At 45.9% G+C, this 22,814-nt stretch carries 23 protein-coding genes and 1 pseudogene; 13 read left to right on the top strand and 11 right to left on the bottom strand.

The features are described from left to right. The first annotated feature begins 28 nt into the window (after positions 1-28). A complete protein-coding gene (locus MSED_RS03855) occupies positions 29-469 on the top strand; it encodes a peroxiredoxin (protein WP_048060264.1) in 441 nt (146 codons plus the stop codon). A 105-nt stretch (positions 470-574) separates the two neighbouring features. Here MSED_RS03855 and MSED_RS03860 read toward each other — a convergent pair whose 3' ends face one another. After that, complete coding sequence (locus MSED_RS03860; RefSeq protein WP_012020720.1) at positions 575-2,071, bottom strand: bifunctional ADP-dependent NAD(P)H-hydrate dehydratase/NAD(P)H-hydrate epimerase; 1,497 nt, start codon at positions 2,069-2,071, stop codon at positions 575-577. A 241-nt stretch (positions 2,072-2,312) separates the two neighbouring features. On the opposite strand from MSED_RS03860, the pseudogene MSED_RS03865 reads away from it, so the two are divergent. The 5 genes and pseudogenes from MSED_RS03865 to nurA form a co-directional block, all read left to right on the top strand. Continuing rightward, positions 2,313-2,855: pseudogene (locus tag MSED_RS03865) on the top strand (rubrerythrin); the annotation flags it as partial. Between the two features lie 245 nt (positions 2,856-3,100). Then, on the top strand, positions 3,101-4,579 hold the full coding sequence (gene herA, locus MSED_RS03870; protein WP_012020722.1) for a DNA double-strand break repair helicase HerA: 1,479 nt from the start codon (positions 3,101-3,103) through the stop codon (positions 4,577-4,579). A 5-nt stretch (positions 4,580-4,584) separates the two neighbouring features. After that, on the top strand, positions 4,585-5,724 hold the full coding sequence (gene mre11 / locus MSED_RS03875; protein ID WP_012020723.1) for a DNA double-strand break repair protein Mre11: 1,140 nt from the start codon (positions 4,585-4,587) through the stop codon (positions 5,722-5,724). Beyond that, positions 5,721-8,297 carry an AAA family ATPase gene (locus MSED_RS03880; protein WP_012020724.1) on the top strand — a complete coding sequence of 859 codons (2,577 nt, stop codon included), beginning with the start codon at positions 5,721-5,723 and terminating at the stop codon, positions 8,295-8,297. The genes mre11 and MSED_RS03880 overlap by 4 nt, the downstream gene beginning before the upstream one ends. Then, positions 8,294-9,289 (top strand): DNA double-strand break repair nuclease NurA, encoded by a 996-nt coding sequence (gene nurA, locus MSED_RS03885; protein ID WP_012020725.1) that lies wholly within the window; start codon positions 8,294-8,296, stop codon positions 9,287-9,289. Before MSED_RS03880 ends, nurA begins: the two co-directional genes overlap by 4 nt. A 207-nt stretch (positions 9,290-9,496) precedes the next feature. Here nurA and MSED_RS03895 read toward each other — a convergent pair whose 3' ends face one another. Then, positions 9,497-10,096 (bottom strand): class I SAM-dependent methyltransferase, encoded by a 600-nt coding sequence (locus MSED_RS03895; protein ID WP_012020726.1) that lies wholly within the window; start codon positions 10,094-10,096, stop codon positions 9,497-9,499. Continuing rightward, positions 10,083-10,550: a hypothetical protein gene (locus MSED_RS03900; protein WP_012020727.1), complete on the bottom strand. Its 468-nt coding sequence runs from the start codon at positions 10,548-10,550 to the stop codon at positions 10,083-10,085. Before MSED_RS03900 ends, MSED_RS03895 begins: the two co-directional genes overlap by 14 nt. A 247-nt stretch (positions 10,551-10,797) precedes the next feature. On the opposite strand from MSED_RS03900, the gene MSED_RS03905 reads away from it, so the two are divergent. Together MSED_RS03905 and MSED_RS03910 are read left to right on the top strand one after the other, a co-directional pair. Next, positions 10,798-11,607, top strand: a complete 810-nt coding sequence (locus MSED_RS03905) for a CBS domain-containing protein (RefSeq protein WP_012020728.1) — start codon at positions 10,798-10,800, stop codon at positions 11,605-11,607. Positions 11,608-11,872: 265 nt separating this feature from the next. After that, positions 11,873-12,277, top strand: coding sequence for a Fur family transcriptional regulator (locus MSED_RS03910; protein ID WP_012020729.1), 405 nt, complete (start codon positions 11,873-11,875; stop codon positions 12,275-12,277). On the opposite strand, the gene MSED_RS03915 is transcribed toward MSED_RS03910, so the two are convergent. Then, positions 12,258-13,175, bottom strand: coding sequence for a nucleoside hydrolase (locus tag MSED_RS03915; RefSeq protein WP_012020730.1), 918 nt, complete (start codon positions 13,173-13,175; stop codon positions 12,258-12,260). The two genes, MSED_RS03910 and MSED_RS03915, sit on opposite strands and share 20 nt — an antisense overlap. Before the next feature lie 153 nt (positions 13,176-13,328). On the opposite strand from MSED_RS03915, the gene MSED_RS03920 reads away from it, so the two are divergent. After that, positions 13,329-15,086 (top strand): archaea-specific SMC-related protein, encoded by a 1,758-nt coding sequence (locus MSED_RS03920; protein ID WP_048060008.1) that lies wholly within the window; start codon positions 13,329-13,331, stop codon positions 15,084-15,086. A 245-nt stretch (positions 15,087-15,331) separates the two neighbouring features. On the opposite strand, the gene MSED_RS03925 is transcribed toward MSED_RS03920, so the two are convergent. The 3 genes from MSED_RS03925 to MSED_RS03935 form a co-directional block, all read right to left on the bottom strand. Beyond that, positions 15,332-15,658: a hypothetical protein gene (locus tag MSED_RS03925; protein ID WP_012020732.1), complete on the bottom strand. Its 327-nt coding sequence runs from the start codon at positions 15,656-15,658 to the stop codon at positions 15,332-15,334. Positions 15,659-15,690: 32 nt separating this feature from the next. After that, positions 15,691-16,185, bottom strand: coding sequence for a CBS domain-containing protein (locus MSED_RS03930; protein WP_012020733.1), 495 nt, complete (start codon positions 16,183-16,185; stop codon positions 15,691-15,693). A gap of 177 nt (positions 16,186-16,362) precedes the next feature. Next, positions 16,363-17,343: a metallophosphoesterase family protein gene (locus MSED_RS03935; RefSeq protein WP_012020734.1), complete on the bottom strand. Its 981-nt coding sequence runs from the start codon at positions 17,341-17,343 to the stop codon at positions 16,363-16,365. A gap of 220 nt (positions 17,344-17,563) precedes the next feature. On the opposite strand from MSED_RS03935, the gene MSED_RS03940 reads away from it, so the two are divergent. After that, a complete protein-coding gene (locus MSED_RS03940; RefSeq protein ID WP_012020735.1) occupies positions 17,564-18,181 on the top strand; it encodes a 2,3-diphosphoglycerate-dependent phosphoglycerate mutase in 618 nt (205 codons plus the stop codon). Here MSED_RS03940 and MSED_RS03945 read toward each other — a convergent pair. Together MSED_RS03945 and MSED_RS03950 are read right to left on the bottom strand one after the other, a co-directional pair. Beyond that, positions 18,146-18,859 carry a D-aminoacyl-tRNA deacylase gene (locus MSED_RS03945; protein ID WP_012020736.1) on the bottom strand — a complete coding sequence of 238 codons (714 nt, stop codon included), beginning with the start codon at positions 18,857-18,859 and terminating at the stop codon, positions 18,146-18,148. The genes MSED_RS03940 and MSED_RS03945 overlap by 36 nt on opposite strands. Positions 18,860-18,901: 42 nt before the next feature. Next, positions 18,902-19,783, bottom strand: a complete 882-nt coding sequence (locus MSED_RS03950; protein ID WP_012020737.1) for an NAD(P)/FAD-dependent oxidoreductase — start codon at positions 19,781-19,783, stop codon at positions 18,902-18,904. Between the two features lie 59 nt (positions 19,784-19,842). On the opposite strand from MSED_RS03950, the gene trxA reads away from it, so the two are divergent. Together trxA and MSED_RS03960 are read left to right on the top strand one after the other, a co-directional pair. Further along, positions 19,843-20,259 carry a thioredoxin gene (gene trxA, locus MSED_RS03955; RefSeq protein WP_012020738.1) on the top strand — a complete coding sequence of 139 codons (417 nt, stop codon included), beginning with the start codon at positions 19,843-19,845 and terminating at the stop codon, positions 20,257-20,259. A 1-nt stretch (position 20,260) separates the two neighbouring features. Beyond that, positions 20,261-20,893, top strand: coding sequence for a hypothetical protein (locus tag MSED_RS03960; protein ID WP_012020739.1), 633 nt, complete (start codon positions 20,261-20,263; stop codon positions 20,891-20,893). A gap of 73 nt (positions 20,894-20,966) precedes the next feature. Here MSED_RS03960 and MSED_RS03965 read toward each other — a convergent pair whose 3' ends face one another. Continuing rightward, entirely contained in the window at positions 20,967-21,476 is a 510-nt protein-coding gene (locus MSED_RS03965) for a DUF84 family protein (RefSeq protein WP_012020740.1), read from the bottom strand. 28 nt (positions 21,477-21,504) lie between these two features. Here MSED_RS03965 and MSED_RS03970 point away from each other — a divergent pair, with 28 nt between their 5' ends. After that, positions 21,505-22,371, top strand: a complete 867-nt coding sequence (locus tag MSED_RS03970; RefSeq protein WP_012020741.1) for a menaquinone biosynthesis family protein — start codon at positions 21,505-21,507, stop codon at positions 22,369-22,371. Positions 22,372-22,405: 34 nt separating this feature from the next. Here the strand turns inward: MSED_RS03970 and MSED_RS03975 are convergent, their stop codons facing one another. After that, positions 22,406-22,807 carry a rhodanese-like domain-containing protein gene (locus MSED_RS03975; protein WP_012020742.1) on the bottom strand — a complete coding sequence of 134 codons (402 nt, stop codon included), beginning with the start codon at positions 22,805-22,807 and terminating at the stop codon, positions 22,406-22,408. Positions 22,808-22,814 lie beyond the last annotated feature (7 nt).

Genomic DNA, 22,814 nt, shown 5'->3' on the forward strand with positions numbered 1-22,814 from the left:
AGGTTTTACAGTGAAGACTGAATACATGGTGGATGTAGGTCAGCCCGCACCCGATTTTGAGGCTGAGGGTTCAACGGGAAAGGTTAGTCTATCCAGTCTAAGAGGAAAGAAGGTAGTACTCTACTTCTATCCCAAGTCATTTACGCCTGGATGTACAAGGGAGATACAAAGGTTCGTGGAACTCTACGACGAGTTTATAAAGGCTGGAGCTGAGGTCATAGGAGTCAGTGTCGACTCTGTGAGTACTCAGAAAAGGTTTAGCGAGAAGTATGGTGCAAAGTTCCCAGTCGTTTCCGATCACGAGAAAAAGATTTCATCGTCCTATGGTGTCCTCAACGAAAAGGGCACGAGCGCACAAAGGGTCACCTTTGTGATAGACGCCCAAGGCGTGATTAGGGCGGTTCTCAGGAATTTGAAAAAAGCGGAGGATCACGCTGATAGGGCACTTGAAGAAGTAAAGAAAATATGAGTTCTTGACAAGTTAGAACGCGGCGCCCACACTGACTCTTTTTGTGATTTCCAAGACAGGGGTCCTGCTAAACTGTGGACTCTTCCCTCAAGTTTTTTTGGGCATTCAACTAGAAATAACCCTTCTGTACGGCCTCTCCTTAAAGGCTGTAATCGGGTCATTTAGTACCTTGGGAATTCTAGATACTACGTCAGACGCTGTCAGGTGTGCCCCTAGTTCCCTATAGGCTAGGGTGCCAGAGAGACTATTCACAAGCGCTCCTAATCCAGCTGAAATGTAGGGTGAATACCCCTGTGCCATAAAGGTCGCAATGATCCCCGTAAGTGTGTCCCCTGTTCCTCCTGCAGTCATTCCAGGATTTCCAGCCTTGTTAAGCCTAAAGGAATACCCATCACTTATGATGTCTAGATAACCCTTCAGGAGCACAACGCAGTTACAGGTTCTAGCCTTCTCCACGACCTGGTTAATCCTTTCTCTTTCGTTCTCCTTCTGTTCCTCGCCAAAGAAGATCTTAAATTCCCCTGGATGAGGGGTAATGACCACGTTCTTTGAAAGCTTTGAACCCTTCATTATCTTCAGGCCATCAGCGTCTAGCACGAGGGGTTTCCCAAGTCTCATTACCATTTCCACGAATGTTGGGGTTGCCTTGACAGTCTCCTCCTCTAGGCCCAGGCCAGGCCCGAAAACCACAGCGTTGGCCTTCTCCACCCACGGTCCTAGCTCCTTGATGTTACTCTCGTTAAAGTTCCTCCCAGAGAGCTTAACCGCAATTAGATCCGGAGAGTAGCTGGAGATAGCCTCCGCCGTTCTCTCGGGAGAGGCCACGTATACCAGGTCTGCCCCAGTCCTCAAGCTAGCTAACGCCGATAGGGCTGGCGCACCCGAAAAGGTTGAGCTTCCCCCCACAATTAGAACCCTCCCTCCTACACCTTTTCTGCTTCTCATGTCTCTTTGCTTAAGCGTCAGAAGATCTCCCGGTCCCATGTAAATTGATGCCTCTGGAGGAATGCCTATCTTCTTAACCACGTACTTAAAGTTGTACTTCAAAAGTCCTGGTTTCACGTCGTGGAATGTAACCACGAGATCTGGCGAGACAAACTCTCCTAGGGCCTCTCCAGTATCTGGATCTATCCCCGAGGGAACATCTATTGCCACCTTGAAGCCCTTGGACGCATTGAAAAGCGAGATGGCATGATTAAATGGATATCTCACCTTTCCCCTCACTCCCGTCCCCAGCATGGCATCTACGAGCACATCCGCCTTTAGTGGGGAATCTAGGTCGTCTATCCTTAATACCCTCACAGAGAAGTCCATTTCTTCCAGAGCCCCATAGTTCACTAGAGCGTCCCTGTGCTTGATTTCGCCCATGGTAATCACTGTCACGTTGGCTCCCCTATCGGCCAGATGTCTCGCCGTAACCAGCCCATCACCACCCTTCCCACCGTGGCCCACAAACACAATGACGCTCAGGGAACTTGTCCCCATCTCCCTCTCTATCTCGTCTGCGACCGATCTGCCAGCGTTTTCCATGAGTTGTAGTGTGGAAACGCCAAACGCCTCGGAGTTAATCTCCAGGACTCTCATCTGAGAAGAGGTGATCATGTGAGCATGACTCCCTTAAGGATAATATTTTTTCAGGTTCGAGTTACTTCATCATGAATCAAAATTGGAGTCACTCATCATCTAAGTTTAAATAGTTCAACATCAAATTAAGTCAGCTTGTTAAAATCTTTATCTTTCCTGTGGATTTTTAACCTTATTACTGATTTTATGGGATATGTATTATAATGGTCAATAATCAAAGTTTATTAGCTTGTGCGAATCCGTGTATATAGTGATCCATATGACTCTGGGAAAGGAAACCGAAATGGGTCTAAAGGAACTTTTCAAGGCAAATGCTGAGGATTATATGCTCCTCAGCTTCCTAGCTGACAAGTTGGAGGCTGCAGGCAAGAAGGAGGAGGCTAAGGTTCTCAGGGAAAAGGCGAGGGTAGAGTTTGGACACGCTAGAGGGATATTCGAGAAGCTCTACATGCATGCCGGCAATTCCATGCTCAACGAGTTCACCAGGGAAGAGGCAGAGGAACACGTCAGCGAGTACAACAACGTAGCCATGAAGGCTAAGGCAGAGGGCCACATGGACGTAGAGGCCATGCTGTGCGCCTACGCTGAGCAAGAGAAGGACATCGCAGAGGCAACAAAGAGAGTCTCGGCCATGCTCAACGAGTTCACCAGGGAAGAGGCAGAGGAACACGTCAGCGAGTACAACAACGTAGCCATGAAGGCTAAGGCAGAGGGCCACATGGACGTAGAGGCCATGCTGTGCGCCTACGCTGAGCAAGAGAAGGACATCGCAGAGGCAACAAAGAGAGTCTCGGCCATGCTCAACGAGTTCACCAGGGAAGAGGCAGAGGAACACGTCAGCGAGTACAACAACGTAGCCATGAAGGCTAAGGCAGAGGGCCACATGGACGTAGAGGCCATGCTGTGCGCCTACGCTGAGCAAGAGAAGGACATCGCAGAGGCAACAAAGAGAGTCTCCAAGGCACTTTAAATCTATTTTATTTTTCCTTCTGTATTACCCTTTAGTTGCCGAAATCGTTTTTATCCTTCCGAGTTCTTTATCTAGTAATGGTTATTGGCTACGTTATAGGTGAGGCCACTCCTCAGGAAGCCCTAATGCTTGCTGAAAAGCCCGTGAGAGCGGGTAGATATGTGGTCTTGGAGTACGACGGGGTGAAGGTCCTAGGTCTGGTCACCTCTGTGACCAGGGGAAGCCCCCTCCTCGATCTAACCCTAAACGATATCAAGATTGTTCAGAAATTGAAGAACTTGGATACATCTATTCCTCAGTTCGTTAAGGCGAAGATAAAGCTCCTTCACGACATGATGTCAGGTACCATACCAGACCTTCCGCCAGGTCCTGGAACTCCAGTCCGTTTCGCCGAGGAAGATGAGCTCAGGGATATCTTCTCCGATGGTGATGTAATGATAGGTTCTGTTATAGGAATGAATATTCCCGTGAAGATAAGAGTTAACTCCCTTTCGAGGCACTTGGCTATCCTCGCTGCCACAGGTAGCGGAAAGTCGAATACTGTCGCGGTTCTTTCCCAGTCCCTTGCGTCCATTGGTGGCTCAGTTGTCATTTTTGATTACCATGGTGAGTATTACGGCTCCGATATAAAGCCTCTAAATAATATTGAGCCTAAGCTAAATCCTTTACATCTAAAACCCAAGGAGTTTGCAACACTTTTAGAAATTAGACCCAATGCCACTATACAGTATAGATTTTTAAGGAATGCTTTCGTGTCCTACATTGACGGGTTGAGGGAGAGACTGAAGGAAGGGAATGTGGACTACAACATGCTTAACTCGGAGTTTGTAAGTGAGCTCGAGAGAGAGATAGACGAACAACTTAAGGACGAGAAGCAAAGGTCTCAAAGAGAAGCCGCGGACGAGGTGAAGAACAAGCTTGAGGAGTTCGTTGATAGGTACGGGGACGTGATTGACCTGACAGTTCCTGACATCACCACTAGGATAAGGCCCTCTTCAGTTAACGTGGTGGACATAAGTCACATGGATGAGGACGCGATGGATGCCGTTGTGTCCCACTACTTGAGAAGACTCCTCGATTCAAGGAAGGAGTTTAGACATAAGGGGACGGGTCTAGGTTTTCCAGTTGTTGCGGTAATAGAAGAGGCACATGTTTTCCTGTCAAAGAACCAGGACACCCTCACGAAATATCACGCCTCAAAGATCGCCAGGGAGGGCAGGAAGTTCGGGGTCAGTATGGTTATAGTGAGCCAGAGACCTAAGGGGCTAGATGAGACCATTCTAAGTCAAATGACTAACAAGATCATTCTGAGGATGGTAGAGCCCACGGATAAGAAGTACGTGCTTGAGGCCAGCGACAACCTTACAGAGGATCTCGTTGAACAGTTATCCTCGCTAGGTGTTGGGGAGGCCATAATGATAGGCAACTTGGTTAAGTTGCCTGCATTTGTAAGGATTTCAAGGTTCACAGGTAGGCTAGGTGGATCGGACCCCGACATTAGGGGTGAGTGGAGCCACTTCCTTAACGCTAGGAATGTTGACGCCGAGTTTGGGTGAGATCTTTGATTCTCCATATCTCCGACACTCACTTGGGTAGTAGAAGATATAACAGGGACTCAAGGGAGCAGGACGTTTATGACGTCTTCTCCCAGTTAATTGACCTCGCAATAAGGGAGCACGTGAGAGCTATTGTTCATTCTGGAGACCTCTTCGATGTGTACAAGCCCGGGAATAAATCCCTCAAGTTCTTTGTGGATAAGGTGAAACTCCTAAGGGATAAGGGCATAGATTTCATTAACATACCGGGAGACCACGATACGCCTAAGGTGAGAGACGAAATATACACCCAAAGATTGCTGGGCGAGTCCCTAGGCTTGATCGAGATGTTAATGGGGGATCAGGATCCAAGGTTCGTGGAAATAGATGACGGTGGGATAAGGATAAGAGTGTATGGAATTAGGAGCATGAGCACCGTCTTCAGGGACAACCTTCTGAATCTCCTTGGCTCGCTTAAGCCGGAGGGAGAGAGAAATGTCCTCATGCTCCATCAGGGCTTCAGGGAAATGTTGCCCTATGACAATGCCTGGCAACTGGAGATAGGTTCCCTTCCCAAGGGTTTTCAATACTACGCTTGTGGCCACCTCCATTCGAGAGACGTAAGGGTGCTACCTTGGGGTGGGATACTTGCGGTAGCCGGTTCCCCTGAGATAATAAGGGAGGAGGAAATTGAGGGCTGGAGGAAAAACGGTAAGGGAGGATATCTGGTAGACCTGAGCAAAAGGGAAGCTGAAATACATCCACTTAACGTTGATGTGAGGCCCCAGGAGGTAGTTAGGATAGACACTGCGAGCGTGGACCAGGACATAGATAACATAAGGAAAAAACTGAGTGGGGGTAGGAAGCCAATCCTTCACGTTATTTTGGAGGGTGACTCCTCCAAGAGGAGTTACGCCATGAAGAGGTTGAGCCAACTCTCTGAGATTGCAGAATTTTACAGGATTTACAAGGACGAGACAACAGATTCGCAGTTAAGGGAAGTGAAGGCCAGTAACAATGGCACAATCTCGGAGCTAATAGCGGAGTACCTGAGAAAACAGGGTTACAATGACGAGGAAGTTAAGCTCATCCTTGAGGTCATAGGCAAGTATGATTCAGATGAGGCTGATGAAATCCTCAAGAAGTTCGCGGAGATGGAAAGATGAGACTTGACAGGGTCTACTTGAAAGATTTCCTCAGCCACGAAAAAACCACCGTTTCCTTTAAGGGAGACATTAACGTCATAGTGGGACAGAACGGTGCCGGAAAAAGCTCAATCATTGAGGCAATTACCTTTGCCCTCTTTAGGGAAGGGAAGGGTAAACAGGAGGAGATGATAAAGAAGGGAAAGACTAATGCTGAGTTGGAGCTCGTTCTCAGGGACAACAACCTTGAGGTAAGGGTTCTCAGGAAAATACCTCCTGGTGATCAGCTCTATGTCAACGGTAAGCTTACGGCCAGGGGCACCAAGGAGGTGACAAAGAAGATCGAGGAACTGGGTCTCAACAGCAAGGTGGTCACCTCGACCATGATAGTTAGACAGGGCGAGATAGAGACGATCTTTGACACGTTGACGGATGTGCTCAAGAGGGTAATGATGATAGACAACCTGGAGAAACTCACCGAATCTGGAGGAAAGATCAAGCAACTCATGGACAAATATGACCAGGAGGTCAGATCCCACGAGATTTACCTTGAGAATCTCAGGAGGCTTCAGGAGGAAAAGTCAAGCCTCGAAAGGGAAATCTCCTCCCTGACCGAGAGGATGGAAAAGACGAGGGAGGAACTGCAGAAACTGGAGAGCGAGGAAGCCAAACTAAAGGACAAGATAAAGGATCTAGAGGAGAAACAGAGGGAATATGACGTCCTACTCTCAGAGAAGAGGCTGGCAGAGGACGAATTGCAAAGGGTAATGGCGGAGCTCAGGAATTTAGAGGGACTTGAGCGTAGGATCTCCAATCTCGAGGAGAAGGAGAAGGAGTTAGAGAAAATAGTTTCTCTGAGTGATACCATCCTTGACCTTGAGGGCAAGAGGGCCAGGTTAACGGATAGGAAGAATGAGTTTGAAAGGGTAAAGAGACAGTTCGAGAAAAAGAGCAAGGAGTTTGAGCAGAAGAGAAAGCTAGAGCCTAGACACGAAGAGTATCAGAGGGTTGTATCAAGGCTTAAGGAACTAGAGGAATACCATGAGAGATTCACCAGTCTGTACTCAACTCTCAGGAACTTAATGGAACGTAAAAATAAAATCGAACAGGAGGTGAGGATGCTTCCAAGGATTGCGGTGGAGGAGATTCAGACGAGGCTTGACTCGGTCTCTAAGGAGCTAGACGAAGCGGCCTCACTTCAAAAGGAAAGAAAGGTGGAGTATGATCAGATAAGGAAAAGCCTAGACGCTCTCCTTTCAGCTACAGAGGGGAAGTGTCCAGTATGCGGTGGCCCATTGGACGAACCCCATAGACAGGAGCTTACTCAGAAATACAGGCAACGTCTGACGGAGTTGAGCAAGGAGCTCAAGGACCTGGAGGGTAAGTTGGAAAGTCTCAAAAGGGACAAGTCACGTCTGGAGGATGAACATAAGAGGGCCATAAGGGTGGACGCGGAGAGAAGGGGTAAGGAGAATGATCTGGAGGGCCTATCTAGCGATATAGCACGGCTGGAATCAGAGCTCAAGCAATTGAAGGAACTCGAGGAGGAATTCAGGGCCATGCAAAGGAGGAAGGACGAACTTGAGAACGACGAAAGGAGTTACCTCCAGGTACAGGGGGTCAGCGAGGCTGAAGTGATGGAGCTAGAGGATCAGATGGCTACCTATTCCCACGACATTTCCACACTGGAGGAGGAGATTGATCAGCTAGAGGGGAGAGTGGGAAACCTCACGAAGCAGGACGTGGAAAGCGCTAAGGGTCAGCTGGAAAAAGTGCGCAGGGAACTATCTGAGCTACAGAGGAAAAGGGGGGAGAAGACGAACCTTGAATCCAGAATGGTGGAACTGAAGAGGAGCGTTGACGAGCTTTCCAGGAGGATTCAGCTCCTTGGGTTCAGGAGACAAGATCTAGAACAGATGAGGCGAGACCTCGAGGTGTTAAGTAAACAGCTCAGGGAAGTTCACGGAGATCTTGGAAACCTCGAGGGTAAACTTAACCAGGTTAAGGGGAGGCATCAGGAGGTTGAGAACGAGATTGCTCAACTCCAGGAGAAGGTCAAGGAGGTGGAGAAGAGTAGGAGGGCTAAGGAGCGCCTTGAGAAGTTAAGAAAGGTACTTTCCGAGGGAATGCTTCAGTCATACCTAATTTCTACGCTCAAGGGAAGGATAGAGAATAATCTCAACGACATAGTTTCCATGTTTGATATCTCATATACGAGGATACTCGTAAACATGACCCAGACCAAGACCCTCAGTGGAAAGGTTGAGCTCACGGCCCTGAATCAGTCCGGCCAGCAACTCTCCATAGGGATGTTGAGCGGAGGCGAGAAGATCGCAGTTGCCCTAGCCCTTAGACTAGCCATAGCTAGAGCCCTTACGGGGGAGATAGGTTTCATGATATTGGACGAGCCCACGGTTCATCTAGATTCCATGAGAAGGGCCGAACTGCTCTCGGTGATAAGGGAGTCCATGAACGTTGTACCCCAGATTATAGTTGTAACCCACGACGATGAGGTGTTAAGGATAGCGGATTACGTAATAAGGGTGGAGAAAGTGGGGGAGAGTAGCAGGGTGAAGGAGGAGATCGCACAGTGATAGAGCTCGTCTATCAGGAACTGATAACTAAACGTTCAGAACTCGTGAGTAAGCTGAATATTGTTCAAGGAGATCTCGATAAAAAACTGGAATCTTTAGTTAAAAACAACTGGGAAGAGTTCACCCCCTCCTCTACGATAAAGAAGAGAATAGTTGCAGTAGATGGTGGAGAATTTGTAAAAGAGCTGAGAACTGGGATAGTGTTTGTGTTAAATGCCGAGGCATTGATAACGGAGGGAGTTCAAATACTGGACACAGATCAGGAGGTCAAGGCTGGGGTCTTTAGACCCGGGAATAGGGCGAAGGAGAGGGTTGGTGAGCTCATGGCGATAATGGAGCTGAAGCTGGCACTTCAAAATGGGAGTAGGGGAGATTGGATCTTGATGGACGGTAGCCTAAAGAAGAAGCTCGGAGAGGTGAGGGCACAGGATAGCAACTTTGATTTCAGGGAAGGCGAGATCACTTCCTTGAGTCAGGAGGACGAGGACATAATGTTACTTCACATGATATATGAAAAACAGGTTTACCTTTCTGAATTGCTCAAGAGGTACGGTTCCAGAACAGTGTGGATCTCAAAGGTAAGCAGGACTAGGGATCTCTTTCACCATGAGCTATCAGATATCACCCTTCTGGAGACCTTCACTAGTTCTCCTGGTTTCTCCACCGTCAGGTGTAGGTCCCTGTTAAGGGAGGAGATCCAGGAAAGCGATCTGAGAAGGCCTCTAGATGGAATTGAGATGTGCAGTTTCTACGCTAGGCTCGATTACAATGAGAATGTACTGAGGATAGATGTGATTGGAAGGCCCACTACCGAGTTTATCAAGGGCCTACTTAACGATCTGTACTCGGTTTCGGTGAAGGGTTATCCTTATCCCCTGGTCAGGGTCCATTATGACGTTAAGGTTTCAGGGAATGATAGGAGGAGGATCATTGAGATGTTAAACCTTAGGAAGAGAAGGAGCGTTGGATGGTGGCCCGGCCAATTTTATTGAGCCTGGCCCTAGGGATTGCTAGGCAGGTCCTCTCCCTTAACGTTAAAAAGAGGCTAGTTAAAATATGTGCAGGTAGGATCACTCCTGTGAGGGTGCCTATCAAGGCAACCGTGAGCAGGAGGCCGACACTCCACGTTTACCGTTTTTATCGAGGACCTTAGAACTAGAGACTGGACTCTAAATATTTCTCCAATCGCGTTTTTACTGCTATTCCTTTATGCCTTCAACGCACATGAAAGCGCCTTCACCATCATCGGTGGGAAGCTCTGGAACCTCCTTGTCGGTAGGTCCATATCTTAGTACCGAGACTGTACGTCTTACCTTGAAATACTTACCCACCAAGTTCAAGAAGTCACGTCCTGAGATGAATCGGGCCTTGGAATAATATTTATGGCCCCTTTTTCCCAGATTGGAGTAGAACTCGCCCCAACTGGAATCAGCCCTTACAATGCAACCCACGAACCTATTCCTCGAAACCCTCCTGGCCTCAGCCATGAACTCATCTAATCTTTCAATGAAACAGATAGTAACTGAAGAGAAAACGCATGGAAATGCATTATCCCTGAATGGAAGATAGTGGGCATCTCCTTGTACCCTATCGCCCTCCACTGACTGAAGCATGAATTCAGAGATATCCAGTGACACTGTGTCCCCTTGAATCACCTCATGAAATATGGACGGCCCTGAACCTATGTCTAAGCAATTCTGGAGTTTCAGTTCCTCCACGGCTCTCCGTTCGTTCTCGTATATGATGTGATGCGTGTGATACCAACCCACGTAACCCTTGGGATCATCAAATATGGTCAAGGCTATCTTGATATCTAATAAGTGCCTTTATTATATTAATCTTGGACTCAATTTCGTCAAGGGTACTCAAAAGCTCCTGCCTCCTTCTTCTCAGAACTAGGGAGGAATAGAGCATCTCTCCAATCTTGCTCTCAAGGTTCGAGATTTCGCGTTCAATTCCATTTTTGATAGAGATGTACTCCCTTAACAGTTGCAGAAGTGAGGTATTGACTGAGCCCTCGATGTTGGATCCATAGTAGGGACAAAGATAACACAGAATTGGGTGGGGCGAAACGTTATCGCCCACACTCCAGACTTGTAATACCCAGTCCTTTGTTTTAACCAGCTTACAGTATTTACCGTCAAACTGATTACATCTGTTTCTTTTTATTTCGCCATCTCGTACTGTCCTTTCATAGTTGGGTATTTTCGAGGAAAGGTAAATGTCTATTATGAGTCCTCTGAAATTATCCATGACTATATAAACATTAACCCGGAACTAAATTAATCTTCACTAATTCCTAAAAGGCCGGTTAAGTGGTTCGTGACGTCCCTGAAAACCAGTGGATTCTCTACATCCACCATTAGCAGATTAGGCGTTAGGCGATCAAGTACCGCATATTCAGCCAGAGAGTTAGATCCTCGAGTCTACCAGTAGTTTGGCAAGAATGAGCTGACCAGCTCAGACAGGATTTTAAGCTAGAGACAAACCATCATATATTATGGGAATAGTACGTGAATTCGCGGTTCTGAGGCCTTTCGATACGCTCCTCTATGCCTCAAAGCTCATGGTATTAGAGCATGTCCCAAAGTCAATAGTTATAGACGAAAGAGGAGTCCCTGTGGGCACCATAACCCAAAAGGACATAGTGAAGTTCGTATATCAAATGGGCGAGGATAGGCCCATGGAAAACGTTATGTTGTCAGAGGTAATGCGGAAAGATGTTATCTGTGTCAGTCCTAACATAGACCCCTTTGATGCTGCTCAAATAATGATTGATAAGAAACAGCCCCTCCTCGCAGTTTGCGATGATCATGAAAAGGCCCTGGGAATTATTATAAAGAGTGACCTTAGCAACTTCTACGCCTCTCAGGTTAGGGGCCTACAAAAGGTTAAGGATTACATGAGCTCACCTGTGGTGACCATAGACCCCCTAGCAAAGTTGTCGGAGGCAGTAGAGAAGATGGTGGAGAGCAATCTTAGCAGACTGGTGGTCTTTACCCCAGGCAAGGTATTGGGAGTGGTAACTACCACAGATCTTCTCTACATGGCTGCGGCGTTAAAATATAGGGATCTTAAGATAGAGGTGAGGGATGTTATGAGCCCTAACGTAATAGTAGTTAACGGTAATGAGGACATGGCCAACGCAGCTAAGTTAATGGCCTCAAGGAAAATAAAGGGTATTCCTGTCATGGATAAGGACGGTAAATTGGGAGGTATAGTTACCACTACTGACGTTGTTAGAGCCATGATGGATCAGAGCGTTAAAAAGTACTTATACGAGGTGAAAATGTATACGTCATCCTTCTGACTCTTGGGAGAGCATAGGCGTTTACGTCCTTCCCGTGTTAATGGTACAATACCTCTTTTAGATACTTTTCTGTATTTTCGCTCAATTGTATTTAGCTTGAAATAATTTTGCATCGTCAAGTGAATGTTATGTGTGCATGGAATAGCCGGAAGTTAAACCACTAACTATAAAACTTCGTTCATAGCTACGCTTACGACCGCTTTAGTCCTCTTCCTCTCCTGGATAAGCTTAATTTTAATTACTCCGACTTAGTAATGACTATATAATGGAAATCGATATAGCTGAAATGCTGAGGAAAAGGGGTTTAAAGGTAACCCCCCAAAGGATAGCTGTCATAAAGACAATGATAAGGGGTGGGCATTTTAGTGGGGAACAGATTTTCAGCGAACTGAAAAAGACTGAACCCAGTATTAGCCTTTCCACCGTCTATAATGCCCTTGAGACTTTGGAGAAAGCTGGAATCATAAGATCCTTTGAGGCTGGAGGGAAAACATGGTACGAAATGCGAATGGAACCTCACGTTAACGTGTTCTGCGAGGATCTGGGCGACATAGTGGACGTGGATTTAGATCTAGGATCACTCGAGAAGAACCTTGAAGAAAAGGGCATTCAACCGAAAAATTTGAGCGTGATAGTCTATGCTGAGTGCTCTAAAATGAAGAAAGTATAGAGATTAGTTCGTTGTAAAACTTTTTCGAGTCCGCCTTCAGTACCACACTAGCGTTTTCTCGGCCTTTGGTGTACCAGTCTACAAGCATCGCTCCTCTGGAGATAGAGCACAGTTCCACGTCCACCTTGAACTTCCTCTCCTCAAGGATGGCCGAACTATCGTACGCTAGATATGTGGTCAAGGAGTCAGGATGAACGCTACCCTTGTTTCCCTGCTTCATGGAAAACTCCAGGAGCGTTTTATTCACGTTTACGAAAAACTCTGAGAGCTTGGTATTCATGGACTTAATTCTGCTCCAATGACTAGTGTCGAGGGTTCCATACTCCTCAGTTGTCTCCCACGGCACTATTGTGATATCAAACCCTGCATCTAACACTATCTTAGCTGCCTCTGGATCTACCCAGAAGTTGAACTCTGCAATCGGCGTTGTGTTTCCCCTGGTGAATGCTCCACCCATTATCCAGACCTTTTTTATCCATTTCACTATCGAGGGTTCCCTCAAGTAGGCCAAGGCCAGGTTCGTCAAGGGGGATATCGCAAGCATCTCTAGCTCCCCTTGATTTTCTCTGGACAATCTGACAATTGCGTCAACTGCCTTCTCCTTCTCTGGCCTCTTCTTAGGCTCAGGAATTTTCCAACCTCCCATGCCATTTTCCCCGTGGACCTCTTCAACGGTTCTCCACTTGTTTAGTATTGGTCTATCCTGCCCTAAGTAAACCGGGACATCCTCCTTGCCAATATACTCCAGCGTGTATAACGCATTCCTAACCTGATGATCGTACTTAACGTTCCCAGCTACTATTGTTACCCCAAGGAGATCAAATAGTCGCGATGCTAATAAAATGGCGATAGTGTCATCTGATGCCGTGTCCGAATCAACTATTACCTTACGTGCCATGACATAAATAACGTCACCAGGTTAAAATAGATGTACATCAAGTCATGATCCTTGAGGAATCCAATTTTAACCTTCAGAATTCTTCAATGTCATATTAAACTGGATGAAAACTTTGAGATAATTTTTTTAAAGTATGAAAACAGCTTTCGTATGATGAGAGTTAGAATTAGCAATATAGGTGGGATAACTAGCCCTCTCGATATAGACCTGAGCAAAGGAGTCAACGTTTACACGGCTCCTAACGCTTACGGGAAGACCTCACTATCTAGGGCCTTAGTCTCGATGTTAACCACAGAGGTCAAGCCAGAGGATCTTCTTAACGTCTTCGCAGACTCAGGTTATATTGAGGTTAGGTACAACGACAAGGAATATTATAGGAGAATTAAGAGGGTAAAAAACAAGCTCGCTGAAAACGCCAAACTGATTATGGATGATAAGAGGGCTCTTCTTCTGTCTTACTTCTCCCCAGAGAACAAATTGCTTAATCAGATCCTTGGGGGACAGGAGCAGATTGAATGGTTCATCTCTTCCACATCTGAGATAGAGAAGGTGAAGCAACTTAAGATGAACGTGGATGAGAGGCTGAAGATCCTTAAGGAGGAACATGAGGAGCTAAAGAGCAAGTACAAGGACGCCGTTACAATCCAGGCTGAGATAAGGAGCATTGAAAATGAGATAGAGACCCTAAAGAAGGAGACCGAGAGCGATAGGCTCATTAACAGCACAACGCAATCTATCTCAGTCACGAGGCAGAATAAGTTAGCTGAACTAAACTCGAAGATAGAGCAGAAAAAGAAGGAGCTTCTAGATCTTCAAACTAAACATACTAGGCTAGAGTTGGATATCCAACAAAAGGAGAGCATGATAACCCCTGAGATAAAGAAGATCTTTGAAGATCAGTTGAACGAGATAAACCAAGAGCTACAGAGAAAATCTGCCCTAAGAAACGAGACTGAAATAGGTATAAGGGTTCTCGAAAGGGTGATGGACGAAATCAAGGACGCTGAGAAGAACCACCTCGACACATGTTATGTCTGCGGTAGCCACGTGGATCCCGAGATATGGAGGACCAGGATTGACGTAATTTCAGAACAGTTGAGGATGAGACAAAATTCCTTCGAAAGCGTAAAGAAAGAAATAGACGAGTTAACCAGGAAGAAGGATGAAATAACGAGGAAGTTGGCAGAGTTTGAGAACATAAGGAATGAGGTTGTGAAGCTCAAGACAAAGAAACAGGAGCTACTCAATAGGATGGAGATGGTGAAGGAGCAGATTGGAGAATTGGAGAGGCAAAAGAGGGAAATGGAGGATAGATTTAACAAGAACTCAGAAGTTATCAGAGTTACAGGTCCAGAGAATGCAGTCACCAAGAGAATAAACGAGCTAATGAACAAGAAGAGTCAGCTAGAGTATGAACTAGCAAACCTCGGAATTCCAGCCTCTACTCTAAACAAGATCAAGGAAAAGGAGAAGGAGATAGAGGAACTAGAGGCGCAATCGCAAGAACTACAACGTGAATATATCAGGAGGTTGTCAGTGGCGAAGGAGGAGTTTACGAAGATTGCTAACTCTTTAATGAGGGAACTAGAGTTCAACCTAGAGGCAGAGATTACGCCAGACTTCCAGTTAGTCGTGAAGAGGAATGGGACTCTGATGGATCTTAGAAAGCTCTCGTCATCAGAGAGAACATCCTTAGCCCTTATCCTAGTGGTCACGGCGATAAAGTCGTACTTTAAGACGCCGTTCTTCATAGTAGACGAATCCTTCATGACCTTCGATCAGAGACGTTTCCAGAAACTGGTGAACTACCTGTCAGGTCTCACGGACTACATCATCATTACCAGAAGCGATGAAAACGTCTCTCTGGTCAAGGAGGAGAAGGCTGAGACTGAGGTTCCTCCATCTCAGTGAAGCAAAGCCATTTATCGTCCTAGATCTTCTAAGAGCTTTAAGTTTCTCTATGTCTATTTTAATTCTTATTCTCTGGTGTGTGAAGTATTTGATTACTTAACGCTAGTTCCACGATCAGTTCTGATTAAGAGAATAACGTTAATTTTCGGATACTCCACGCACTACTTACTCTCTGCTTAAATGGAAAGAAAACTTTTCCAAGGTAGTTCAAGGGAATACGAAAGGGCTAAGTAATATAAAAAGGTTTATGGGCTCCAGGGTATCTCTAACTTCTTCATTAACATTTTGTTAAGATCGGTTCTGACAGCGTCGTTAACCTGCTCTGGGACGTTGGCTATCGGGGTAAACCATCCAACCGAAGTTGACATTCCAAGTTCCTCAGCCCTATCCTTTAACCACATGGCCACAGCTAGGGCTGCCATGGTAGGTTTAAAAATTACTATTGAAGGTCCTATCGATGAGCTCGATATCTTTACTGCATGTCTCGAGATGGTCTTCCATCTAGTTTTTGTTATTATTCTAACCAGTTCCTTTGCTCGGTCTTTTTCTCCTATAGCATAAAATATTATCATATGTAGAAAACAGCTAAAACCGTCTTAAAAAATTAGCTAGACCCTGTACCGCAATTACAGTATCCGTATTCGTCAATTTCCAGACCACAGACCGGGCATACAACTCCGGTCCCTTTAACCTCAGTCCATTCCTTTCCGTATTGTAAAAAATGGGAATCCGCTAACGCCCTAGCTAAATCTCTTATGGAGACTATCCCCATTATCTTTCCATCTTTCCCTATGATGGGAAGATGCCTGAAACCGTTTTCAAGCATGATGTTTAAGGCCTCCTCTACCGTTGTGTCTTCAGTGACTCCCTTAACTGACTCGGTCATGTAGTCCTTAACCTTAGCGTCGAGACGTTTATCAGCCAACGCTCTTACCATGTCTCTCTCGGTTATGATTCCCACAACTTGATTTTTCTCGTTAACAACCATCATGGACCCCATGTTATGGTTCTTCATTTCCATTGCGGCTGCGGTAATATTATCGGATTCCTTAACCACATGGACAACCTTTGTAGCTATTTCAGAAACTTTTCTGCTCATACTTTTGATGTGGGTTTAGATTCATAAAAACCTTTTTGTTGATATCAAATAATTTAGTCAATACCATGAGGTATTATTCGTTTGAACGTGTGAAAACAAATGATCCTTGAGGCCTTGATTACCACTTGTAAATAACAGGATGCGAAAAGACCTTAACTAAGGTTAGGGCTCCATATCTCATCCAATAATGAACTGGTGAGCCTTTATTTTACCTTTCTCCAGGATAATGTATGCTGCGTGTAAGATACCTTCATTGTGCTCACTACCTGGGTTAAGAACCAGCGACCTCCCTAACTTATCGAATCCCCTAGACTCGTGAATGTGGCCATGGAGACCCAGAAGGGGTTGCTCCTCTTCGATAACCTTCCTCACCGAGACCGAGCCCACGTGTGACATGACCACCTCCCCTCCCTTTATAACAGGCTTCAGGTCAGGGGTCAGCAAGGGAGCACTATCAAGGTTCGTGTTGTAGGGAGGTGCATGAATGTTGAAAATGGCCTTCTCCATGTCAGATATTTTCTTTGTCTCTTGCTTTAGAACTTCGTAAATTTTCTCCTCTGACATCTCCCTCGGTGTGTTCCAGGGAGTTGGGTTCACGTAACCAAAGGAAATCATCTCATGCTCACCAAGGTGAATAACCTCTCCCTCACATTTCCTCATAACCTTGCTTTCAGCAATTACATCGAACAAGTAGAGAGGGTCATCGTTACCAAGATTTACATAAAGCGGGATATCCACGTCCTTCAACTTCTCCTCTGCGATTCTGGACCAATTTCTTACTACCTCTATCATTGATGTTTTGAAAGCCTCATCTACCTTGCGCTTGTCGTCTTTCATCTCTTGAAGATCTTTCCTGTCCACTATTACGTAATAGTTTCCCTGTTTCCTGATCTCATCTGTTATCTCCTTTAGTCCCTCTCTTCCCACTATCTTGTCATCTATCATGTATTTGCCTTCCCCGATGTCGACTATAGGGGTCAGGGACTTCCCTGCTATATCTCCGCCTATGATAAGGTAGTTCACCTTGTAAATTTTACCAGCATTCAAGAATTTCTTGAAAATTACATCAGATCCGTGAATGTCAGTGGTGTAAAGGATTTTGATTTGATTGGACGTCTCTTGTGTATTGTTTCTCTTAAACAGGCCCACGTACATCATTCCGGTGGACAGGATTTAAAATTATCCTACAATTCACTGAAAATACTGGTCACAAAATTAACTGGGTTTAATATTCCAGAAAATGGTTATAATGTCAATATTATTTATAACTCATGTAGTTTATAACCAAAACGAGAGACAAGATATGGTTGATCACAATGATGAGGGACTACTGCATGTTGTTTAATCTTTTTAATTTCTACGCGATAGTGATCTGCAAATGACGATTATAATATTTATAAGGCATGGACAGAGCACATCCAACGTTGGCAAAATACTGTCCCATGACGTCAATAACTTTCCTTTGACCGATGAGGGGAGAGAGCAAGCCAAGAAAACAGCCCAGGAGCTTAAACGCGTGAGGATAGACGCCATCTTCACTAGTCCAATTCTAAGAGCTTATCAGACTGCAAGTATCATAGGCGACGAGCTTGGTATTATCCCAGTCATCGATGAGAGGTTGAGGGAAAGGTGGTTGGGAGAGTTAAATAACAAGAGATTCGATCCGAACGATCATTGGAAGCTGAAAATAATCAGGGGACAACTGGAGGTGAAGAACCTAGAGCCCTGGGATTCGCTAAAGAGAAGGATGGTCGAGTTCGTGACATCCTTGAAAAACGAGGAGGTCGTGGTGGCAGTGAGTCATTACGACCCAATCAGGGCGGTAATAGGACATATACTGGACCTAGACGATATATCAGCTCATGGTATTTCCATACCAAACGCTAGCATGACAGTTATCGAGTTCTCCTCCTCTCCTAAGATCCTATCCATAGGTTCCCCTGTACTTTCCCCTTCTTTGTTATCTAAGCTCGATAGATATATTATTAGAGCTTAGGATACTGGTTAGAGTTTCCCTCTTACTTCTTGGTATACTATCTAAAACTGCGGTTCGAGGTCTCGTAATATTACGTTCTATTGACTGTACTATTACGTTCGATGATAATTCTGATATATAATGCTTAGAAATAATATGAGAGATGCAGTCACTCTGAGCTACAGTTGAAGCAAGCTTAGAATAATGTGGCCCGCCATATATTAGGGTTGTGTTCTGACAGTCCGTTTCCTCCATCCTCTCTATACCCTTTAGAACAGCCTCAACTAGCTTCCCAACCAGTTTTTCATTGTTCCACATCTCTGGGTCGCTCCCTATTTCAACGAACGTGATGGGCTTAGGTATTTCAGTTGGGCCGTGATGCGTGGCCTCAATGATCTTTTCTATGTTGGCATCTATACGGGTCATGGAGCGAAAAATTGAAGTTAATAACCTGGCGTTGGCTATTGCTAAGCTCTCCGGTTTGCCTCCCATAGCGCTCTTACCGGGATTACCAGGATGATGAATGGTGAAGGCTGGAGTCCTAGTGGAGCTCTCATGTCTGCAGATCATCACGATTGAGTCCCCCTTAGAATAGGAGAATTCCGTTACGTCCTCATCAATCTCCTCGAAACTATATCCCAACCTCTTTACCGTTTGGCCCACCGGATCCTTCGAGGAAATGATCACACTAACATCCATCGAGATCATAACTCCTGCCTTGTAATAACCCTACCGCGGTTACTAGTACCTCTCCACCAGGTTTTTCACCCTTTCAGCCAAAACAGGAGCTAGAGCCCAGCCAAATCTGTGACCTGTGACTACAATCGCATTATCATAAATTCTCTTGACAAGCGGAGATTCAGGAGTTATTGCCCTAAATCCCACCCTGATCTCCAATGGTTCTACTGGTTTTCCCGTGTACCTCCTAAATACCTCAATGGTCCTCTCAACCTGTTCTCTATCCACACTAGGGTTAGAGGAAGAATAAGAGTCACCGTTCAGTAGGGCATACGAGTCCTCTACACCAAGCCTGTCCTCTAGCATGACGATGTTTCTTATTCCCAAAGGTGATGATTTCACAAGGTGTCCCTTATAGCTCGAGATGCTAAGCCCCCTTAGAATGCCTTCGGGGTCGTTACCTATGGCGAAAACGTAGAGGTCTCCCTTTACCAAGCCCTCATCAGTCTTTAGCCCAGTTAGAGTGCTATCCTCAACTAGAAGAGATGTCACTCTAGCTCTTTTTACATTCTTGCTAAGCTTCCTAATCAAGTCCTCTCCATCTAGGTGAAGTCCCTTTCCCAAAATCTCGCTTTCATAGGGTAAATTAGGCTCCATCTCTGCAGTCTCCCTCCGAGTTAACACCTTATCTCCCTTTGGTGGAATCCTGATGATCTCCTTCCATTGGGCTTTCACTCCGAGCTCCTCCGCAATCTTTACATATTCCTTGGCTGACTCTTCGCATTCCTTCCTTAATTCCCCGCAGAGTGGTGGCATCACGTTCCACAGACTAGCCAGTGAGTTTTTAGACGGGACGTCTCTGTCCAGAAGCGTTACGTCACCCCCTAGGGTACGAGCCACTAGGAGGCCCGTGATACCCCCTCCTATCACAACTATTCTTTGCATAAGATTTTGTTTCTTTCTTCAATATAAACTTTTTAAACTCGATTTCATTAAAGTGAATTATGAGCGTAGAAAACGACCCTGAACTTGAAGCGTTAATACGGAAAAAGATTAAACAGATGATGAAGCAAGGAAAGGACATGGAAAAAGAACAAAGGGAATTAATTGCCCATCTAGACTCAAGGAATTTTGACGAGTTCATAAGGAAAAACAAGGTGGCGGTTGTAGATTTCTGGGCTGAATGGTGCGCCCCCTGTCTTATACTAGCCCCCATAATAGAGGAACTGGCGATGGATTACCCACAGGTGGGCTTTGGCAAGCTGAACTCCGACGAGAACCAGGACATTGCAGGCAGGTACGGAGTCATGAGTCTACCCACAGTAATATTCTTTAAGAACGGGGAACCAGTGGACGAAGTGATAGGTGCAGTTCCCAGGGAGGAACTGGAGATCAGGCTTAAGTCATTGCTAGGCGATTGAAATGAAAGCGTTATTGCTGGGCGTGGATGGGCTAAGCTACACTAGCTTCATGAAGTGCAATCCCAGGTTTCTCCTCACATTGTTTAGCAGTACCTTTAGGGGAGTGATAGTTAATAGGAGGCCACAACATCCTGCCTCCTCGTGGTTATCGGTATTGGAAATGAAGGAGGTGCCTCTGACCGGTTTCACTTCTGTCTCTGCTAAGCCTTCCCTTGTTCAGGAAACTGGCTCCATCCCAATTAACCTACCAATATCTAATCCAACCTACGGCGAGCTAAGTCTAAAATACGGGGAATTATCCCTACAAGAAGAAATAAACAAGGTTACAGAGGGGATCCTGAACTCCCTGGATGACGGACCAGTGATAGCTGGCGTGAGCGGATTGGATGTGCTTCTTCACAGGGGAGGAGAAAAGTGTCAGGCCTATTCGGCGGTGGATTCGATGCTAAGAAAGTTAGTCAATGCTGTGGACGAATTCATCCTTTTCTCTCCCTTTGGTGAGCCCAAATCGGGAAACGAAAACGATCATGAGGATTACGGAATATACCTAGGAACAGTTCAGAGACCATCGGAACATGATACCGTGAAGTTACCAGAAATTGGCTACCTATTCCTGAAGCTAGTTAAGGGATAGGCTAAGAGCGTAGGGCCTTATTTTCTTGTGATTTAGCGTGATTACAACAAGAGAACAGGTGCCTCTCCCCGCTCTACCTTTCACTCTCCATGTAAAATGGGTATAACGCAAGTATCACGGCATCCTTGTAAAGTCTCTTTCTGTCCACGATCTTCGTAAGCATACCAACCGCTCCCTCCCCATGCTTGGTGTTGGTCTTCCCATAAACTATGTCCGTGGCTTCACCGAGCTCCTTTCCCCTTATCACAAGCTTTGCAAGTTCGTTGGATAGGGTGAATGCTGGAGAGTAAGAGAAATTCTCCTTCTCCCTGTTAACAACATATATAGCCGCGAAGGCCACAATCCTTTCTCTCTCCCAACAAACACCCCCCTCTATTCCTACTCCCACATCACAGCCCTCCTGAATTAACGCGTTAATGGCCCTATTTCTCGCCCCAACAAGAGTTTCATTGCACCAAGGCTGTTCACTGACGTTGGAGCTCACCTGAACTCCCTTAATCTCCCACTCCTTCCCTATCTCCTTGATTGCATCCTTTACAGCCTCAAGTTTAACTGGGTTTGTTGAACCCACGCAAACCAACATTTTTATCTGCCAGGTGAAATGACTTGGTATGGTAACAATAAAGATTGGTGCCCTGGCGGATTCTGGGGACCTGTACCCCTTCATTCCCATGATGGAGGGTTGGGTTAAGGAAGACGGGATAAACCTGGAGTTTCAGGTAATACCCACAGTTCAAGACGTCAATATGAGCGTGCTCACCAAGGTTGTGGACGTTTCGGTCCCCTCAGCTGCAATGTATCCGTATATTCAGGACGACTACTTCATTTTAGGCAACGCAGTGGCCACGGCTATTGACGGGATCACGGGTATGCCAGTCCTCTCCACTAGCGAAATGAGACTTGATGACCTAAAGAAGTCCACACTCATAGTCCACGGGCCTAACACCTCTGCCTTTACCCTCTATAGGCTTCTGGTTGGCAAATACGGTAAACTGGTAATAATTCCAAGGGTTCTTGACGAGATCAAGGAGCTGGGGAAAAGCGGTGATGTGTTGGTAGCGGTCCACGAGATAAAGATGATGTACGCCATGAGGAAACTGGGCATAAAGCCCTACGTCATTACAAGCATGTGGGATATGTGGTCTAAGATTTCTGGGGGAGCTCCAATGCCCATGGGGACGGTGGTAGTATCAAAGGAGCTGGGTAAGGAAATGGCCCTCAAGTTCAAGGAATTATATGAGAGGAGCAAGAAGTTCGCGGAGAAGAACCTTGACAAGGTGATTCCTAGGGACGTAGAGATAATGAGTGAGGCTCAGGGAGTAAACATGGACAGAGAGATCGTGGAGAAGACCATATGGGCCGACATTCAGGAGTACAACGTGCCTCAGGAAAAGGCTATGGAAGGCTTAAACAAGTTCTACAGCCTAACTCACGAGAGAGGCCTTCTACCCCTGGTCAAGAGCATAGACGTAATCTAATCTTTAACTGGATTGTTTGGCCTAAAAACTTCCCTCACTTTAACTTTTCGTCCAACCATTGTTCCCATTTAGTCCCGTTTTCATCCATACCGCTCACTACTTCATAACCCATTGACATCCACCCCACAATACCGCCTATCATGTAAATTGCCTTCTTCTTATAGAGATGTGGCATCCCGTAAGTAGCGTATCTAGCCCTGTTCCCGTGTTCGCATATCACTGCAACTTCCTTATCACTAAAGTACTCCTGCAGGACTTCGAGGTAATCCATGGGAATGAGCAGGGATCCTGGAATGTGGTGCTCCACATACTCCTGTGGCGTCCTTATATCCAGCACTAGTATGTTGCTCCTTTTCCACAGCTTTCTAACCATTGAGGGAGGCATATCAATTATGTTCTTATAGAACGGGGTTGAGTACTGCTCTATTATCTGCATAGGTTAA

Origin of the sequence: Metallosphaera sedula DSM 5348 (assembly GCF_000016605.1) — an archaeon.
Lineage (GTDB): Archaea > Thermoproteota > Thermoprotei_A > Sulfolobales > Sulfolobaceae > Metallosphaera > Metallosphaera sedula.

Bases quoted from the DNA above. Each gene is read 5' to 3' on its own strand.
- MSED_RS03860 (WP_012020720.1), bottom strand. From the start codon at position 2,071: ATGATCACCTCTTCTCAGATGAGAGTCCTGGAGATTAACTCCGAGGCG.
- herA (WP_012020722.1), top strand. From the start codon at position 3,101: ATGGTTATTGGCTACGTTATAGGTGAGGCCACTCCTCAGGAAGCCCTA.
- MSED_RS03880 (WP_012020724.1), top strand. From the start codon at position 5,721: ATGAGACTTGACAGGGTCTACTTGAAAGATTTCCTCAGCCACGAAAAA.
- MSED_RS03900 (WP_012020727.1), bottom strand. From the start codon at position 10,550: ATGGATAATTTCAGAGGACTCATAATAGACATTTACCTTTCCTCGAAA.
- MSED_RS03905 (WP_012020728.1), top strand. From the start codon at position 10,798: ATGGGAATAGTACGTGAATTCGCGGTTCTGAGGCCTTTCGATACGCTC.
- MSED_RS03910 (WP_012020729.1), top strand. From the start codon at position 11,873: ATGGAAATCGATATAGCTGAAATGCTGAGGAAAAGGGGTTTAAAGGTA.
- MSED_RS03915 (WP_012020730.1), bottom strand. From the start codon at position 13,175: ATGGCACGTAAGGTAATAGTTGATTCGGACACGGCATCAGATGACACT.
- MSED_RS03920 (WP_048060008.1), top strand. From the start codon at position 13,329: ATGAGAGTTAGAATTAGCAATATAGGTGGGATAACTAGCCCTCTCGAT.
- MSED_RS03925 (WP_012020732.1), bottom strand. From the start codon at position 15,658: ATGATAATATTTTATGCTATAGGAGAAAAAGACCGAGCAAAGGAACTG.
- MSED_RS03930 (WP_012020733.1), bottom strand. From the start codon at position 16,185: ATGAGCAGAAAAGTTTCTGAAATAGCTACAAAGGTTGTCCATGTGGTT.
- MSED_RS03935 (WP_012020734.1), bottom strand. From the start codon at position 17,343: ATGATGTACGTGGGCCTGTTTAAGAGAAACAATACACAAGAGACGTCC.
- MSED_RS03940 (WP_012020735.1), top strand. From the start codon at position 17,564: ATGACGATTATAATATTTATAAGGCATGGACAGAGCACATCCAACGTT.
- MSED_RS03945 (WP_012020736.1), bottom strand. From the start codon at position 18,859: ATGGATGTTAGTGTGATCATTTCCTCGAAGGATCCGGTGGGCCAAACG.
- MSED_RS03950 (WP_012020737.1), bottom strand. From the start codon at position 19,783: ATGCAAAGAATAGTTGTGATAGGAGGGGGTATCACGGGCCTCCTAGTG.
- trxA (WP_012020738.1), top strand. From the start codon at position 19,843: ATGAGCGTAGAAAACGACCCTGAACTTGAAGCGTTAATACGGAAAAAG.
- MSED_RS03960 (WP_012020739.1), top strand. From the start codon at position 20,261: ATGAAAGCGTTATTGCTGGGCGTGGATGGGCTAAGCTACACTAGCTTC.
- MSED_RS03965 (WP_012020740.1), bottom strand. From the start codon at position 21,476: ATGTTGGTTTGCGTGGGTTCAACAAACCCAGTTAAACTTGAGGCTGTA.
- MSED_RS03970 (WP_012020741.1), top strand. From the start codon at position 21,505: ATGGTAACAATAAAGATTGGTGCCCTGGCGGATTCTGGGGACCTGTAC.
- MSED_RS03975 (WP_012020742.1), bottom strand. From the start codon at position 22,807: ATGCAGATAATAGAGCAGTACTCAACCCCGTTCTATAAGAACATAATT.